Genomic DNA, 17,252 nt, shown 5'->3' with positions numbered 1-17,252 from the left:
TATGACACACGAACTCAAAAATATTATTAAGGAGTATCAGCAAGCCACTTTAAAGGGGCAAGAGTGCGTATTGGCAACGGTAGTGGCCTTAGACGGTTCTTCTTACCGCAGACCAGGGGTTAGAATGTTAATTCTACAAGATGGCCATATGGTAGGGGCTGTTAGTGGTGGGTGTGTAGAAAAGGAGGTGGTAAGACAGGCACAATCGGTGTTTAACGATCATACGGCCAAAATTATGACGTATGATGGTCGATATCGACTGGGATGTGAAGGGGTTCTTTATATTTTATTGGAACCTTTTCGCCCTGACCTAAAATATTTAGAAGCCTTTACAGGAATCCTAAAACAACGTCGAGGAATTAAGGTAACCTCCTATTTTGAGAAGAAGGAAGCTTCCAATAAGCAGTTTGGCTCTACGATAGATTTTGGGGATACGGTGCTGCCAATGCATCCTAATTTTGAACCAGGGGAGGGATTGGAATTATTTAAACAGGAAATGGAACCCTGTTTTAAGCTTTTTATTATTGGTGCAGAGCACGATGCCGTGCAGCTAAATGCCTTGGCCTCTCAAATTGGTTGGGAAGTCACTATAGTTGCTCCTCCCGCTGAAGAAAAGAATATTCTGGACTTTAAGGGTGCTCATGAATTTTTAGGAATAGTCCCCGAACAATTTCCCATCCATAGTATTGATGACCGCACCGCAATTGTTTTAATGAACCATAGCTACTCCAAGGACCTAAACTATCTTATGACCTTAAAAGAGGCGCAACCCATATATCTTGGCCTTTTAGGACCACATAGCCGTAGGGAGAAGCTTTTTAACGAATTATTGGAGCGCAGTCCCGAACTTTCTTATGAGTTTTTGGATAGTATCCACGGTCCGGCCGGACTCAATTTAGGGGCAGAAACACCCCAAGAAATAGCAGTTGCTATAATCGCCGAAATATTGTCGGTGAAAAGAAAACAAGATCCGATTCCTTTAAAGAATAAAAAAACAGGGATTCACGACTAATGGAACAGGATAAATCCAAAATTGCTATAATGATTATGGCTGCCGGGGCATCCTCCCGTATGGGAAGGACAAAACAGCTCTTGCCTTGGGGGACGACTACCTTAATAGGAAACGCCATTAAAAATGCCAAAGCTTCCGAAGCATGCGAGGTGTTTGTAGTGTTGGGCGCGTATGCCGATGTCATTAAAAACAGCATCGAACTAAAGGAAAAAGACCTTATTTATAATAAGGACTGGGAATCTGGATTGGGCAGTTCCATAGCGCATGCCACCAAAGCTATTTTGACACAATCGGAGGATTATGATGGAGTTTTAGTGATGTTAGCAGACCAACCATTGATTGATGCGTCCTATCTAAACCAAATGATTACCGAATTTTATTATTCGGACTTTAGTATAATAGCTACCAAATACAAACAGGGAAATGGCGTTCCTGCCATTTTTGGAGCCTCACATTTTCTAGAACTACAACAATTAAATTCCGAACATGGGGCAAAGGACATTATTAGACTTAATAAAAACAAACTCCTAAGCCTAGACCCCAAGGGGAAGACTGCCGATGTGGACACCTATGAGGAATATCTAAGGATGGGGGGGAAAGAGTATATAGTACAACGTATTAAGTAGTTAGTATTGTGTATGAACTTCCCTGATTAGCGTTGACCGATTTCTGTTAATTGCTAATTGTAATCACCTTAATCAGGGGAGTTCATTGTGGCCATTATCCTAACTTTTCCTTCTCTATTACGCTTAGAGCCAATCGGATGGTGGAATACTCCATTTTCTCCTCAAAATATTCATAATAAGGCTTTAAGGCATCCGGACTTTCCAAATCTTTTTTTGCCTTGGCCACTTTTTTTACTTCCTCCTTATCCACAAACTGGTAGATGTCTACCTCCTTCCCATCGGTATATAATTTTGCAAGGTGAGAAAATATAGTGGTCGACTTCAATTTTCTGATTTTTGAAATTTCTGCGATACTTTTCCCTTGTTTATACAACTCAAAAGTCTCGTTCACGGTATTGGATTTACGCTGCTTCTTTTTGGTCTTCTCAGCTTGGAAATCCCTTATTTCCTGAAGAAAGAGATCCCCATACACTTCCAGTTTTCGTTGGCCCACCCCATTAATCTGTTTAAACTCTTCTTCCGAGCTAGGGCGTTCTGCCTCCATTTCCTTTAAAGTAGCATCGTTAAATACCAGGTAGGCTGGAATATTTTCCTCCAAGGAAATTTGAAACCTCAATTTTCGCAAACGCTCAAACAAGGAGTTCTCCCCAATTGGTTTAGCTTTTTTGGTTCTATCAATTACTGTTCTAGCTTCTTTCTCCATGGGTTTGCTAAGTTGTAATTTAGCCTTACCAAATAATATAGGCTTGGAGAAAGAAGTTAGTCGCAGCGCATTGTTTTGATGAAAGGCTATTTCGGCAAATCCCTGATTAATCACTTGAATAATATAATGCTGCCAATGGTTCCATGAAATATCCTTACCAATTCCAAAAGTGCTTAGTAGATGATAATTCTTGTCCAAGATGGCTGCATTTTGTGCTCCCCGCAATACGTCAATGACAGTACCCGTAGGCTCTGATTGTTTTAAGCGTGCAATGGTAGATAATATTTTTTGGCCCAGAATAGTACCGTCAAAGAACTGAGGTGGATTTTCACAGACATCACAATTGCCACAATCTTCTTGTAAAAATTCACCAAAGTAGCTTAGCAAAATTTTTCTTCTACAGGTAGGTGCTTCCGAAAACTGTTTCATTCGTTCTAACTTCGCTATCTGAACCTCTTCATTGCTGGCCCCTTCGGCAAATTTTCGAAGCTGTATCACGTCGGCATAGCTATGGAAAAGTAGGGCGTGCGCCGGTAATCCGTCCCTCCCAGACCTACCAATTTCCTGGTAATAGCCTTCAATATTTTTAGGCATATTATAGTGTATTACCCATCTCACATTAGATTTGTCTATTCCCATCCCAAAGGCTATGGTAGCACATACCACCTGTACCTTATCAAAAATAAAGTCTTCCTGCACCTTGTTTCTACTATCAAAATCGAGTCCCGCGTGATAAGCACTGGCCTTTATGCCACTATTCTTCAATTTAGCAACTAAGTTTTCTGTCGATTTTCTGCTTAAACAATAGATAATCCCAGATTGGTTAGGACGCCTTTGTATAAAACGCAATATATTAGACACCCTATCGTGTGCTGCCCGTACCTCTAGGGATATATTTTTTCGGTCGAAGGAAGAAAGGAATTGTTGGGCCTCTGGAATACTAAGTTGTTCCAAAATATCTTGTCGAGTTGCCTTGTCTGCCGTAGCAGTCAGCGCTATAATCGGGGTTTCTGGCAAGCTCTTCTTTAAAAAACCCAACTGTTGGTAAGACGGTCTAAAATCGTGTCCCCAAGAAGAAATACAGTGTGCTTCATCTACTGCAATGGCACTGATATAGGACTGATTAAGAACAGGGGAGAGTCCGGCTAAACTTTCTGGAGCCACATACAGCAATTTCAATTCTTTTTTAGCTACCTGATCTAAAATTTTCTGCTGCTCTTCGGCAGATTGGCTACTATTGAAAAAGGCGGCAGGAATACCATTGGCACGCAATCCATCTACCTGGTCTTTCATAAGTGCTATTAAAGGTGAAATTACTAAAGTAGCACCTTCAAATAACAAGGAAGGCAATTGGAAACAGATGGATTTACCCCCACCTGTTGGCATAATCACCAAGCAATCACGCTTTTCCAAAAGAGTGGTTATTATGGCTTCTTGCTGGCTTCTAAAATGGTCGAAACCAAAATATTTTTTTAAATGGGAATGCAAAACGTCCTTGGATGGGGTAATAGACATCATATAAAGTTTAGAAATGGACAAGTGGACAAAAATATAAATTATATAAGCTTATAGCCCTAATAAAAGAGGGGATTTAATTTATAGGAGTTGCTACCCCATTATCATTTACAAAGGGTTGGTTGGGAACAAGCTTCCGCTGTGTTAGGAATGTTGTAATTGCAAAAAATTGTATGTTTAGATACTTTTATAATAATCCTCACTTAATCGATGAAAATAATGAAGTTAATTCACTCCGGTTCCCTGCTGTTTTTGGCAATACTCTTTGTTTTTCAATCTGCCCTAGGGCAAGAATCCTACGCTCCTCCAAAATTGTCACATCCAGACTCCTGGTCCATTATTTTACTTCCAGATACCCAAACGTATGTGAAATTTAAAAGAAACCATGGAATTTTGGAGAGCATGACTGGGTGGATAAGTGAAAATATTGATGAACTAAATATTAAAATGGTCTTGTGTACGGGCGACCTTGTAGAGCAAAATGAATTACTGGTTCCCGATGGAAAAAATGGGAACCTTCCAAGTAGGGACCAATGGCGGGCGATATCCCGAGCCTTTGAAAACCTAGATGGGAGAGTTCCTTATATTTTAGCTGCTGGAAATCACGATTACGGATATAAAAATGTGGAAAATAGAAATACTAACTATAACAAATATTTCCCAGCCCATAGAAATTTATTAAATGAGAAAGCCCTAAGGGTGGTTGGCAAAAACAAGGATGAAATGCCTTCCGTGGAGAATGCTGCCTACGAGTTTGTTTCTCCACACAATCGTAAATTTTTGTTTTTGAACTTAGAATTTGCCCCTCGTGATACCATCTTGGGATGGGCTAAGGAAGTGCTTGCACAAGATCGCTTTCAAGAGCATACTGCAGTGGTATTAACCCATTCCTATTTAAATGCAGAACACCAACATATAGAAAAAGAAAACTATCCTATACAGGATGGAAATTATGGAAAAGCTATTTGGAAAAAATTGGTAGCACCTTCCAAGAATGTGCAAATGGTTTTTTCTGGACATATTGGAGCGGTGGATGATTTTAAGGCTCATACCGCCTACAGGTTGGATAGGAATGCAGCTGGAAAAAAGGTGAATCAGATTACCTTTAATGCCCAAGCGATGGGCGGAGGATGGCATGGGAACGGCGGAGATGGATGGCTGCGAATTATGGAATTTTTGCCCGATGGAAAAACAGTGATTATGCGCACCTTTTCTCCGCATTTTGCCCTGTCGCCCAGCACCCAAAAGCTGTCATATAGTAAAGAGGCTTATAATAATTTTGAAATTCAACTCGACTAACATTTATAGCCCGTCACTTTTATTGAATAAATGGAGCGTAGGCTAGGGGATAACTGGCACTCCGTAAACCCAAGTAGGAATTACTCTATTTGTACCAGGGATGCCTACAAAAGAACCAAGTATAGCGAATTGTTTTGCAGGTATAATCGGACAAAATAACGCATTAGGTCGAATATCTTTAGTTTTTGACAGAAGATTTATAATTCATTTTATTTTCACACGTTTAAAGAAGTATAAAACCAAAAAGCAATGAAAAAATATTCTAGTTTACTTCTGGGATTAGGGATACTCTTATTTATTGGTTGTAGCAAAGATGCTATGAACGACCCAAATAATGAAAGTCTATCTTCCCAGGAGGTACAGGCTCAAATGAAAGTAAATGAAACTACCGAAGGGTTAGATGAAATGCTTGCCCAACTATTGATTAACAACAAATCTGGGTCTACTAATAAAACCAGTTCCGAATGTGTTAGTATTACTTTTACCGAAAACAACATTTCTGTAGTCTACGATCAATGTGTTATTGACGGCAAGACCCTTAATGGCAGTATAATACTCACCGCCATGGAAGGTGATGAGGAAGGAACTACGGGGCGTTTCGCCATTAGCTTTAAGGCCTTTACCTATAATAATTATGTATTGGAAGGTACCAAAAGTATGGTATTTGATTTTTCTGAACCTAGAAAACCTACTATCACTATAGATACCGATATGGCCTTTGTAGACCAAGACGAAGTGGTTACTACACATAAAGGAAGTAAGATATTTACCTGGCATATGGATAATTTTAACACAGAGGAGCCAGATTTTACCTGTGTGGGAGCATGGGACATTATGCATAAAGACATTACTTATCAATTTGAGGTTACTTCCCCGTTAGGAGGGAAATTGCACTGCCCCTACATTATAAGTGGTGTAGTTGCCTTGGAGGTACACGGATTGAAAGCTTCTTTAGACTTTGGAACGGGAGAATGTGACCAAGCAGGCACCATTATTTTCCCCAATGGAGATACCAAGGATGTAAGCTGGTAAATTCAAAATGTAAGCGAATTTATAACCCGAGCATTGCCTCGGGTTTTTTTATTTATTTAACCAAAATTCTCTCTATGCCCACTAAGCATAGCAAGGGAAGAGGGTACCAAAAACATGGGATTTTGTGTAATTGCCTCAATTCTTAAAAATCATATTAAATACCAAAATGGGATAAAAAATAGGGGGTGAGTGACAAAAATCACGGTTTTTAGAATTGAATGGTTAATTTTTAGGGGGTTAATGGTGACAATGTTTGTAATTGTGAATTTTCAAAATGAATGTTAAAAGGCGGTGTGAACTCATGGTAATGAAATTTTTATCGTATATTATATAGCATTTGTAATGGTTTATCCTTATGAATATGAATCATGTTTAACTTCAATATTCTTCCCTATGAAAACGACGCAGGCTACCTACATAAACCTATCCACTAGATACACAAAAAACTACTGTATTAAAAAACTGGAAAAGAACTATAAGGCCTTACAGGAAATGGAAAGGCAGTTTTCCTCTTATATATATGAACCAAATACGTATAGCCTATTTACTAAACTGGAGACTATAAGAACCAGTTTGAGTAATTTAAAAAAAGGGAATGCTGAGTTATTGGCTAATTTGCAAAAGAAAAAAGCATTAAAAATTCAACAAATTCATAAAACAAAGGAACAGATCTATTCTTTTATGGAGCTTAAAAAACTGTTTGACGATTACACCAAGCAATTAAGGTATTAAGAGGGGTACAGGGATAACCAAGTTCTTCATAGTAACGAGTATTGATTAGTTATAAAAAAAGTGAGCCTTGAATCCAACTGGACTCAAGGCTCATTAATTAATGGGAGGGAGGGGACTTATTCTACATTTACACCCACATTTCCTTGGGCTATTATAGTTCCCAGATCGTCGGTACTTAAGTGCACATTTATATACCCATCTATGGCTAACATTGCTTCGTAATCCAAAGCATCACCTCCATTAAGTTGGGTTACATTTGTATGGCTCACTCCTGTTTCTCCTACAACAGAGTTTAAGGTAACCATAATTGCTCCTGGAGCATCGGCAACACTTCCCATATGGATATGCGCCGGGTGAACTGCACCAGTAGTGGTACCAGTTAACTCCAAGGTAACCAAGGTTTCCTTATTAACCCTTTCATAAAAGGTAGCGGTCCCAGAAATAGCAGTATTGCTTACGCTTGCCAAGTCGTAGGATTTTTTATTCCCAGTAAGAGCATTTGCACCAATATCACCTTGAGCTACAATCACCCCAAGTTCTTCGGCCGATAAGTGTACGTTTATATACCCGTCGTACTCCAACAACTCTTCATAGGTAAGGGCCGTACCGTCATCGGAAGCCTCTATATGAGTCCAGCTTTTCCCAGTTTCTCCAATTACAGAGGCTAGGGAGATGGCAATATCACCACCTTCGGCGGCCGTATTGGCATGGATATGGGCAGGGTGCACCCCTTCTATGGGAGTTCCTTCTAATGCGATCTCCAAAAGGGCAGCCCCGCTTACGCGTTGGTGAAAAGTAGCGGTACCATTAATAGAGGGAAGGGCTACGCTGTTAAGAGCATATTCCTTAGACTCTCCGGTTAGTGCATTAATTCCTATATCACCTTGAGCTACAATCACCCCAAGTTCTTCGGCCGATAAGTGTACGTTAATATAGCCGTCAAATTCCAACAAGTCCTCATAGGTAAGCGCGGTACCGTCATCTGAGGCTTCAATATGGGTATAACTTTTCCCGTTTGTACCATTTACGGAATTAAGGGAGATAGCAATATCGCCACTTTCTGCGGCTGTATTGACATGGATATGTGCAGGATGCTCACCAGCATTAGGAGTACCTTCCAATTCAATCTCTAAAAGGGTAGCACCACTAACACGCTTATAGAAGGTGGCAGATCCTTTAATAGAAGGTGATGCCACGCTATTAAGATCGTATTCCTTGGATTCACCAGAAAGCTCGTTAATACCTATATCACCTTGAGCTACAATCACCCCAAGTTCTTCGGCAGATAAATGAACGTTTATATAACCGTCAAACTCCAATAAATCCTCATAGGTAAGCGCGGTACCATCATTTGAAGCTTCAATATGGGTATAACTTTTCCCATCGTCACCATTTACGGAACTAAGGGAGATAGCAATATCACCACCTTCAGCAGCAGAATTGACGTGAATATGCGCAGGATGTTCACCACCTTCGGGAGTACCTTCCAGGTTAATTTCTAAAAGAGCTGCTCCGCTGACTCGCTTACGTAGGGTAGCAGTTCCTTCAATATCGGAATCATCCCCGCCGTCTATTTCATATTCCTTGGACTCACCAGAAAGCTCGTTAATACCAATGTCACCTTGGGCGATAAGTGTACCCAAATCGCTAGAGCTTTGATGCACGTTTATATAGGCGTCTAGTTCCAAAATCTGGGCAAAAGTTATGTTACTACCATCCTTCCTGGTAGAAACTGTGGTAGAACTTTCTCCTGTAGCTCCATCTACTGGATTTAGATCTACAATAATATCTCCGCCTTCCGCAGCAGAATTAGCATGGATATGTGCTGGGTGGCTACCAGAAGTAGTACCATTAAGCTTTAGGTTAATAGTAGCGGTACCATCTGAGTTTTCAACTACAGTTGCGGTCCCGGTGATAGAAGAATTAGAACGGGCTTCTAATTGGTATACTTTGTTATCACCATTAAAATCCTCTGGGATAACGTCATCATCGTTGCTACAACTTGTGGCAAAAATTGCCGTAGCTGTCATAAATAAATAAAGAATCTTTCTCATAATTGGGGTTTTACGTTAATTAATGAAGTAAAGCTACTCTTAATGAATTCCCCGGATTAGTTGAGAAAAAAGAATTATTAACGCAAATCATGTACGTGTACTGGAGTCGGCGAAACGATGCGGTTACCAATCTTGGAAATAAGGTAGTTAGCTGTTTTGTTCATTTTCTATTTTACATACGCAATCCATTAAGATTATTCTGTGGATAATTTTAAGGGGCGGCGAGATGAAGCGGCGGACCATGTAGCTAGAAGGTAATAATCAATCCTATTTTACATAATGTAAATTATAGAACAAATATGCTTATAGTGTAAAACGGCGTATGCTTGCATTTTACATAATTGCAGATATAACTTACGCGCTAGCGTATTATATCGTCAGCCATTATGTAATAGCCGTTTTACTAGAGTGTTCGTTTCCATTAAACATTTTGTATACTAGGCCAACGGCATCAACCCGCCGAAAAAATTAATCACCCACAGGGTCATCAATTTTTATCGCGTATGTAAAAGCCGTTTTACTAGAATGTTCTTTTGCCAGCACGCCGTCTCGCCGTCAAATAAAATCATCCGCCGGATAATTTTATTTAACACGTGTTAGCTATAATTCCATGAAACATCACCTCAGATCCTTTAAAAATCCTTAAATAAGACGCTGCTCATAATTCTCTTATTCCGTACCAACGCCCATAATTTTTCAAATACGCGATTCTCAGGAAGGCAAAAATTTGGAGGATCTATAAAATTTAGGATTTTGAATGAGATTATTTGGATGGCAATTAATAGGATAAATTTATCCTCAGAAAGCAATTATCCAAAGATCGACATCCTGCTCGTACATTAAAACAACATTCTAGCGGGCGCCAAAATAATAGTTAGCTTTTTATATTCTATTTATATATCAGTCGCTTTAAACGTTTAATAATATAATCTAAAATCAAGTAATTTGCAGATATTGTAATGTCTTTGATGCAATTCTTCTACAACATCCAACATATTGTCATCTTCTTTAAATAAGTTAAAGAATGCTATATCAAGATTTGAGCTGCTTATTCCATTAAATTCATTTCCATAGCCAGAAACACCTTTTGCGCCTGTGATATCTAAAAAATATTGTGATTCCTCTTCGTCTAAATCTAGAATTTTTGCATTTGAAAAATGTAAAATCTTTCCTTTTAACCTTCCTTCAAAAATTTCTGCAATTTCCTGTAAACTATAATAGTAGTCATTTAAACAAATACTATTTGATTCACCTGTTATAACCAAGTAGATTATTTCATAGTCTTTAAAATTATGATCATCCAGAATTAGTGCATTTAAGCTATCTTCCAGCCCTTCTATGGTGTCGCATGTTTTATATATACTAGCTATTCCATATTTCATGGCCAATTGTTCCAAGTTTTTTTGGGCTTCGGTAACCTTGTCTGTTTCTATTTCATGAACCCCTTCTAAACAATAAATGAAATACTCTGCATTCGTAAATTGTTCTTGGGGTAATTGTTGTCTTTTCTCTAACAAGTTTCTGATTTTATGTAAAATATACGAAATACAAAATTAATGTAACTCTTCTATTCTTTTCTGTGTTTTTCATATAAAGAAGAAAAACATCTGTATCCTTTTTTAGCACTCTCCTTTGTATCAACACATTCTAGATACGCATCTATTATTATGTCAAATAGGAAGTAAACCTCAAAGATTAAGTCTGGCTGAATCTTTGCCCGTTTTCAAGCATTGGCTACTAGTGCCATAATTTTAGTAAATGGTTATATTCTTTAAACGAATTAACGAGGCTGAGTAAAAAATATAAAGGCTAAAGCTAAATATTAGCATAAGTGATCCTCTTTTGGGGATCACTCCCCTCCTACTGTGATCTAGGTAAGTTGACTTACCCCATAGTAAAAAAGCCCATCTAAATAAATAGATGGGCTTTATAAAACTTGAAGTATATGTATTAGATAACTTTTACGTTTACTGCGTTTAAGCCTTTGTTACCCTCTTGAAGATCAAACTCAACTTCGTCGCCTTCGCGTACTTCGTCAATTAATCCTGAGATGTGTACAAAGTGATCTTTTTCAACTCCTTCTTCAGTGATAAATCCAAATCCTTTAGTGTCATTGAAAAATTTTACTGTTCCTTTATTCATCTTAATATTTATTAAATTATAGTGCAAAGGTGATGCGATTTTTTCAATGAACAAGCTTTTATTTTAAGTTTTTTTTAAAATAATTCAGATTCGCTTTTCAACCACTAAATATTGGCGGTTTATTTCCATCTAATTATTATAGATAGTATCAAAACTACTACGGGGACCAGAGGCGTCATAAGTTCTTTAGAATCTTTCAAATAAATGAAATTCATATGTTGCATTTACTCCGAACCTAGCTCCAAATCTTTTACCGTTATGTTGGCTGGGTTTATTATAACTTCTTGGGTGGATGTTGTTCTAAATCCTTCTTTTTCAATTTTAAGGGTGTAATTGCTAGCCTCCAAGCCCATCATCATATAACTACCACCTACATCGGAACTAGTGGAAGCATGGATCGTATCGGCAGCATAAACCGATATTTTAGCTTCCCTAACACCTACTTGTACTCCGTTCCGGTTTTCTGTGATTACCCCCATGAGTGTGCCCGAAGTAGTTCTATTACTTGCTTTTATTTCTGGATTAAAATTAAATCCTGTAATGCTATCTAGGTTCCTGGAATTATATTTAGGAACAAACGAACTTTTTAGGTCAAAATCCAGTAAAAGATCAGCTGTAAGTCCGTCCTTAATTCTTAAGCCAGGTGTAACGGCTACGTTAATTCCGGTATGTATGCCGTTGGGAACTTCTAGATTGAAGACTGTACCGTCCGTAAGTACCACCTTAACCCCGGCAACATATACCCGGATCATATCATAATAGCCTGCCATCACCTCAGTATTTACAAGTGGTTTGGTAATACCATTGGTAAACTCTAACAAGTTTATGGGTATTTCCTCGGTCATCAGTATTACAAAATTATCAACTTGATCCTTAGCCATTATTTGCTCCCCTTTCCCACTGTCTTCCTTGTACCTTGCATCTACCTTAAAAATGGTTATATTAACTTCAGATACTAAATGATGGGGAAACGGGGCATCCGTTAATTGAATGTTAAGTTGACCATAACCTACTTTTTCTTGAGGGTTCTCTGAGCATCCTATGTAAAAGAGGTTTAAAGTAACTAATACGATTGACCATATGATGAAATTGGTTGGTTTAGTCCCCATAAGGTTTATAGTGTAGTGTTACACCCTAAACAACTAGGAGTAATTAAACCCTACTCAGTTTTGGTTTTATTCGATAAGTAACATATAGGAAATAGTACTTATAATTCAGAAAAATCCTTGTTATGCTAGATGTTTATAGAATCTTTTTTATGTGTAGTATTATACAGCAGGTAAGAAGATGCTCCCTATGACTTATAGTATCAAACCGATTTTAAGTAAGCTTCAATTTCCCTTGCCGTGTCCCTGGCTGTTTTTCCCACACCATAAATGGTAGCAGAGGCAAAGCCGGTCCAATTGCCATAGCCAACCAACCAGAGGCTAGGTTCTATTACGGAGCGGGTTTTTTGGGTTCTTACGCGATTATTTTCCATAACATTTAATCCTTTTAAATGCGGTAGGAATGGTCTAAATCCAGTGCACCAGATGACAGCATCAAATTTCTCTTTTTCCCCGTTTTCCCATACTACTCCCTCTTTATAAAAAACTTTAAATGGTCTTACCGACTGGTAAACGCCTCTATTTAATCCGTCTTTTACGCTTTCTACTTGAACAATATCGCTTAGAGATACTTGTTGCTTAAACGTATCCGTATCCTTGTTAAGGTAGCTATGGGTGGCTTGGTTAAATAGGTGGTGGCCATCAATATCTGCAGGAAGAAAATGTGGCGGTTGCAAGCTTACCCATTTCGTTTCTGCTACCTTGGATACTTCCGCCAATATTTGAGCTCCCGAATTTCCCCCTCCTACCACCAAAACTTTTTTTCCTATAAAGGGTTGCGTATTTCTATAATCCACTGAATGGATTTGCAGTCCGTTAAAATCAGTCTGTCCTGGATACTGGGGGATTAATGGGTTTTGGGCTGTTCCGGTTGCACTTACCACCGTTTTAGCATAAAAGTGCCCTTTTTGGGTATGTAGTTTAAAGGTGCCTTCTTCCTTTTCAATCAACCTCACTTTATTAGGTCTTTCTACTGGAAACTTATAGCGCTCCTCGTAGGCCGTAAGATAATTGATAAACTCATTTCTAGTGGGGTATTCCCGTTTTCCCATAGGCATTTGCCATCCAGATAATGAGTTGTATTGGGTAGGAGAAAATAACACCAAACGCTCCCAGGTCTGCAACCAAGCCCCTCCTGGTTTTTCTTGATCGTCCAAAATGAGATAGTTTAGACCGCTCCTTCTTAAAAAGTAAGCCACCGAAAGTCCGGCCTGCCCCCCACCAATGATAATGGTATCATAGATTTTCAAGCTTGTTGTATTGTTTAAATATTTTGAAATATTGTTTTAGTGAATGTACGGATGGTAAGGTGTATGTGAAGCTAGGAGGCATCTACCTACCCTACCGTATTACAAAACCGAGATACGTACCTTTTTATTTTTTAATCGGGTATTATTTAGTTTTGTCTCTAATTCCCTGGCCATAGATACGGGTACAGCAACAAAAGCACAGTCTTGTTTTAATTCTATAGTTCCCAATTCTTCTTTTTTCAAGCCTCCCCGTTTAAGGAATAAACCTGCAATATCCCCTTTGGAGATTTTATCCTTTCTCCCACCAGAAATAAATAACGTTTCCCAAAACGGAGGGATGTATGCAGTCTTATTGGATATATCAATACCGGTGGACGCTTTAATAAATAGTGGTAACAACTCGTTTTTCCACTTTAACACATAGGCTGTTCCTTTGGAATTAACCCTTGCTGTTCTTCCATTCCTATGCGTAAATTCTTCCTCATGCACCGGTAGTTCATAGTGGATAATAAAGTCTAACTCCGGAATATCCAATCCCCTAGCAGCTAAATCTGTGGCAATTAGTAACTGAACAGTTCCGTTTCTAAATTTTATAAGCGCCCGTTCCCGTTCTTTTTGCTCTAACCCACCGGAAAAACATGCATGATCAATGTTGTGTTGGTTTAAAAAGCTACTCACCAAATCTATGCTATCCCTGAAATTACAAAATACTATTCCGGATTTATTTCCGATATGTTGTAGCAAAGTTACCAAGGTTTGAAATTTGTCCTTGTCTGGGGATACTACCGTGCTAATTGATAATTTTGAGGGAGTACCTACTGTTAAATAGTTTATTGCGCTCGGCTTATCAAAGTTTACAAAACCTGGGATTTTAACTGCCTGTGTGGCAGATGTTAATATTCTTTTTTCTATATGAGGCAATTGATTGATAATAGCTCTCATCTCCTCTTCAAAACCATCTTCAAGCGACTTGTCAAACTCGTCTAAAACAAGGGTTGTAATAGATTTTTTTGAAAATCTATTGGCGTCAAAATGGTCTAAAACCCTACCTGGGGTACCAATTAATATTGCAGGGAGATGCTTTAACTCTATCTTGTCCTTAGACATGGGTCTTCCCCCATATACTGCGTTAACCTTATACCCAGACCCCATGGAACGGATCACCTGTTCTAATTGTATGGCCAACTCCCTAGAAGGAACCAGTATCAAGGCTTGGATCTCTTGTGCTTCCGGCTTTAAACCCTTTAATAAAGGCAACAAAAAAGCGATTGTTTTCCCTGTTCCTGTGGGAGATAATAACAGCGTGTTAGCGGTTGAATCAATTACTGAAATCGTTTCTAGCTGCATAGGGTTCAAGGCAGGTATATTTAATTTCGATAAAATTTCTTGTTGTGTCTTTTGGTTAATTAGCATACTGCTTATTTATATTAAATTTCTGGGAGGACTTTTTAAATTATTAAATTACCAACTTGCCCATAGGTTACAGGCTCCCTCCCCTCTTAGTTGTTCCCACGCTTCTTCCCATTAAAAGGATAACTAGGGAATCTAACTTAAGTTTATACTCTTACTAATTTAGGACATGGAAGATATCCAATTTTCATAGCGTCAACCAAACCCTATTGAGCATCTAGATAAACGGAAGTTCTACTAATCTGACCAACCTAATGATTATTTTTACAAGAACTAAATTTAGTCAAAGATATACTCCCCGCTCGAGCTAACTTGAATAATATGGAAAATATTAAAATAAGTGCTGTACCCTAGTCGAGGTCAGACTATTATTAATTCATCACTTCTACCCTGAATCTGTTAAAATTCCCTATATTTAACATAATTAAGTGCTTAATTCAGGAGGTACCTGAAGAATTTATTACTAAAACTTAAATGTTATGAGCCAGTTAAAAAAATTTAAATCCTACCTTTTGGTAATGCTCTTATTCACTTTTGTTGCTGCAGTATCCTTAAGCTCTTGCAGAGACCAAAAGAAGAAGGAAAACACGCAAGTGCAGTCAGATCACCCTGAAGGTGAAGAGCAGCACATGGAGGACGAACACCCCGCCAAAAAAGCTGATGAGCATCCCGCAAAAGATAGTACAGATCATCCTACCAAAGAGGAAGGAGAGCATCCAGAAGGTTAGGAAAACCCCATCCTGATTTATTATCTTAGGCTTAATGTTTTGGGCGTGGCATCTGGCACCACTTTCCTATAAAATGAGAAAAACGTTTTAGGGAAAGCGGGGCTATTGCCTATCTCCATAACTGGATATGCCAAAAAATTAATGGGGCCAGAAGAAGGTCCAGGTTCCAAAAGAAGGTCCCGTCCCTTACTGAATTCGATTCTATTGGCTGGGTGTCGGCCAAAGTAGTAGGTGGCAAGTGCTGTGTATTTATTAGCTTCACTAATATCTACAGGCCACCATTTTCCTTCCGCAAAAAATTCTGCCCAACAATGATACCCGTCTATTCCTCCTTCATCCCGATCTGATGGAATGGAAGCTCCTACAGCAAATCTAGATGGAATTCCTGCAGAGCGTGCCAAGGATATAAATAAGGAGTGAAACTCTGTACAATTTCCACTAAGGGCGTCACAGGCATATACGGCATCCCCAGTACCATAGGTGCCCGACTTCATATAACGCATATTATCTATAACATAGTCGTACAATGCTCTGGCCTGCATTATTTTGCCCTCCGTACGTTTGCTTCCAATAATAGAATCGGCCAAGATTTGGAATCGGTCACCCACCGGCATCAATAAACTTGGATTTAAATATCTAGAGGGAGACGCACTCTCTTCATAAGGCATTTTCTCTAGCCTTTCTACCTCATAGACTAATTTCATTGTCTTTCCGCTATGCTCCGGGGACAAGGCTAAAAAAAGCACGGAGTTGTCGTACTGTTTATCACGCAATTGCTGGGGTTCTACTGGAGTATCTATACGTAGCAATTTTACCGTTTGAAAGCGATCTGTCTGGGGCATAGGTACCCATATTCTAGCAGCCTCCTTAATCTCTGGAAATGTTACTTCGTAATGAAATTCAAATTGATCTTTACCTTCCTTTACACCCAATAAATCTGGAGAGGCATCTTGCACCGGAACCCTGTACCAAGTTTTATCCTCCCGCTGTTTCCAACTGTAAAATGGTTTTCCATTTAGTTTGTGTAAGGTGGTTTCTGTTACTGACATATTTCCCGGATCCCCGTCCAAAAAGAAGTCAACATCGTATACATCGCCACTAATATCGGCTAGATCTACACAAGCAAAATGCCGCTGGGGACCTAAATTAGAAAGATATTCCGTATGTACACGTACCAATTGTAGGCGTAACTCCTTATCCTCTGTAGACATATGAAAATAGCCATCCCCTTCGGCCACTTTTTTAGCAATATTCGCTTTAATACCTTCTTCTATATCTGCTGTAACCACCTTGGGAGCCTCCCTTACTACTGTCGGATTATCGCCTTTTTTTTGTTTTTCGGAGGAATTACAAGCAGTGAAAATGGCAAGGAACAATGCCCAAAATAGTGGATGACGTTTCATAAGCGATAGATATTTGTCTGAATTTACAATAATTCTACGGTTCTCCCAATAGAAATAGGTTGCAACCGCTTCATTTGCTGGCGCTATTCATAAACGGCTGAATTTGAAGGTGGGTACGATGAAGTTTAGCAGATGAAGTTTAGCAGAAGTATTTTGTGAAGTTTTGTTTATTATAACTACCGAAAAATGAATTATTTGAATGGATTAATCAAGATATAAACTACAATAAAGGTCCTCTAA

14 protein-coding genes are annotated in these 17,252 nt (G+C 38.8%); 6 read left to right on the top strand and 8 right to left on the bottom strand.

Annotated features, from left to right (window positions below):
- Nucleotide 1 precedes the first annotated feature (1 nt).
- Nucleotides 2–1,012: an XdhC family protein gene (locus tag F1E73_RS01390; protein WP_150450911.1), complete on the top strand. Its 1,011-nt coding sequence runs from the start codon at nucleotides 2–4 to the stop codon at nucleotides 1,010–1,012.
- Nucleotides 1,012–1,638: a nucleotidyltransferase family protein gene (locus F1E73_RS01385; protein WP_150450910.1), complete on the top strand. Its 627-nt coding sequence runs from the start codon at nucleotides 1,012–1,014 to the stop codon at nucleotides 1,636–1,638. The genes F1E73_RS01390 and F1E73_RS01385 overlap by 1 nt, the downstream gene beginning before the upstream one ends.
- Before the next feature lie 94 nt (nucleotides 1,639–1,732).
- On the opposite strand, the gene recQ is transcribed toward F1E73_RS01385, so the two are convergent.
- Nucleotides 1,733–3,856 (bottom strand): DNA helicase RecQ, encoded by a 2,124-nt coding sequence (gene recQ, locus F1E73_RS01380; RefSeq protein WP_150450968.1) that lies wholly within the window; start codon nucleotides 3,854–3,856, stop codon nucleotides 1,733–1,735.
- Nucleotides 3,857–4,075: 219 nt separating this feature from the next.
- Here recQ and F1E73_RS01375 point away from each other — a divergent pair, with 219 nt between their 5' ends.
- The 3 genes from F1E73_RS01375 (at nucleotide 4,076) to F1E73_RS01365 (ending at nucleotide 6,919) form a co-directional block, all read left to right on the top strand.
- A complete protein-coding gene (locus F1E73_RS01375) occupies nucleotides 4,076–5,155 on the top strand; it encodes a metallophosphoesterase (RefSeq protein WP_086476859.1) in 1,080 nt (359 codons plus the stop codon).
- 249 nt (nucleotides 5,156–5,404) lie between these two features.
- Nucleotides 5,405–6,187, top strand: coding sequence for a hypothetical protein (locus tag F1E73_RS01370; protein WP_086476758.1), 783 nt, complete (start codon nucleotides 5,405–5,407; stop codon nucleotides 6,185–6,187).
- Nucleotides 6,188–6,580: 393 nt separating this feature from the next.
- The gene (locus tag F1E73_RS01365) at nucleotides 6,581–6,919 is read left to right on the top strand and encodes a hypothetical protein (protein ID WP_086476757.1); all 339 of its coding nucleotides are present in this window, start codon (nucleotides 6,581–6,583) and stop codon (nucleotides 6,917–6,919) included.
- Nucleotides 6,920–7,035: 116 nt separating this feature from the next.
- Here the strand turns inward: F1E73_RS01365 and F1E73_RS01360 are convergent, their stop codons facing one another.
- The 6 genes from F1E73_RS01360 to F1E73_RS01335 form a co-directional block, all read right to left on the bottom strand.
- Nucleotides 7,036–8,973, bottom strand: coding sequence for a CHRD domain-containing protein (locus F1E73_RS01360; RefSeq protein WP_150450909.1), 1,938 nt, complete (start codon nucleotides 8,971–8,973; stop codon nucleotides 7,036–7,038).
- 917 nt (nucleotides 8,974–9,890) lie between these two features.
- A complete protein-coding gene (locus F1E73_RS01355) occupies nucleotides 9,891–10,490 on the bottom strand; it encodes a DUF6642 family protein (protein ID WP_150450908.1) in 600 nt (199 codons plus the stop codon).
- A 433-nt stretch (nucleotides 10,491–10,923) separates the two neighbouring features.
- A complete protein-coding gene (locus tag F1E73_RS01350; RefSeq protein WP_026814272.1) occupies nucleotides 10,924–11,115 on the bottom strand; it encodes a cold-shock protein in 192 nt (63 codons plus the stop codon).
- A 224-nt stretch (nucleotides 11,116–11,339) separates the two neighbouring features.
- Nucleotides 11,340–12,224: a DUF4382 domain-containing protein gene (locus F1E73_RS01345; RefSeq protein ID WP_150450907.1), complete on the bottom strand. Its 885-nt coding sequence runs from the start codon at nucleotides 12,222–12,224 to the stop codon at nucleotides 11,340–11,342.
- A 200-nt stretch (nucleotides 12,225–12,424) separates the two neighbouring features.
- On the bottom strand, nucleotides 12,425–13,471 hold the full coding sequence (locus tag F1E73_RS01340; RefSeq protein ID WP_150450906.1) for an ArsO family NAD(P)H-dependent flavin-containing monooxygenase: 1,047 nt from the start codon (nucleotides 13,469–13,471) through the stop codon (nucleotides 12,425–12,427).
- Between the two features lie 99 nt (nucleotides 13,472–13,570).
- Nucleotides 13,571–14,884, bottom strand: coding sequence for a DEAD/DEAH box helicase (locus F1E73_RS01335; protein ID WP_150450905.1), 1,314 nt, complete (start codon nucleotides 14,882–14,884; stop codon nucleotides 13,571–13,573).
- 476 nt (nucleotides 14,885–15,360) lie between these two features.
- Here F1E73_RS01335 and F1E73_RS01330 point away from each other — a divergent pair, with 476 nt between their 5' ends.
- Nucleotides 15,361–15,609, top strand: coding sequence for a hypothetical protein (locus F1E73_RS01330; protein ID WP_150450904.1), 249 nt, complete (start codon nucleotides 15,361–15,363; stop codon nucleotides 15,607–15,609).
- 20 nt (nucleotides 15,610–15,629) lie between these two features.
- On the opposite strand, the gene F1E73_RS01325 is transcribed toward F1E73_RS01330, so the two are convergent.
- Complete coding sequence (locus tag F1E73_RS01325) at nucleotides 15,630–17,012, bottom strand: transglutaminase-like domain-containing protein (protein ID WP_150450903.1); 1,383 nt, start codon at nucleotides 17,010–17,012, stop codon at nucleotides 15,630–15,632.
- Nucleotides 17,013–17,252 lie beyond the last annotated feature (240 nt).

Source organism: Arenibacter lacus (assembly GCF_008711145.1).
GTDB lineage: Bacteria > Bacteroidota > Bacteroidia > Flavobacteriales > Flavobacteriaceae > Arenibacter > Arenibacter amylolyticus.
This window is presented reverse-complemented; position numbering and strand designations above follow the sequence as displayed.